Source organism: Pseudomonas machongensis, from assembly GCF_034961125.1.
Lineage (GTDB): Bacteria > Pseudomonadota > Gammaproteobacteria > Pseudomonadales > Pseudomonadaceae > Aquipseudomonas > Aquipseudomonas machongensis.
The window spans coordinates 1-570 of the sequence record NZ_JAYFUI010000019.1 but is presented as its reverse complement, the minus strand read 5'-3'; the positions used below and the strand labels follow the sequence as shown (position 1 = coordinate 570).

The following is a 570-nucleotide window of genomic DNA, read 5'->3' as shown; positions in this document are numbered from 1 at the left end:
TGCTCTGGTTCAGGCTGTACTCTTCAAGTGCAGCCCTAAATTTGTGGCTGGTGTACTGACATCCCTGGTCGGAATGAAACATCACGCCTGTCGGTTTGCCACGGGACTCGGCTGCCATGTGCAGCGCGTTACAGGCCAGCCTGGCGTCCGCAATCATCGAAAATGCCCAGCCGACTACACGGCGAGCATAAAGGTCGATCACAGCGGCCAAGTACAGCCAGCGCTTGCCAACCTGGATGTACGTCACGTCTCCACACCAAACCTCGTTGATCGTCGAAACTTTGAAATTTCGCTTCAGCTGATTTTCAGCAATCAATGCTTCCACGCCTGATGAGCGGTACCGGTGCGGCCTACGTTGCCTGCATTTAAGGTTAGCTTCACGCATCAGCGCACGTACTTTGTAACGCCCAATCTTCTGGCCGTCGCGCCGTAACTCCTGGGTTAGTGTCCGCGACCCGGCTGAATCGCGAGAGGCTTTGAAATAGCCTTCTACAGCCGAGCGCAACTGATCCCGTTCAGGATTTGTTCGGGCTTGGCGCTGGCGCCACGCATAGAAACTGCTGCGCTTGA

At 55.6% G+C, this 570-nt stretch carries 1 protein-coding gene; it reads right to left on the bottom strand.

Annotated features, from left to right (window positions below):
* On the bottom strand, positions 1–570 hold a 570-nt coding region (locus VA602_RS00505), incomplete at both ends, for an IS3 family transposase (RefSeq protein WP_323452166.1).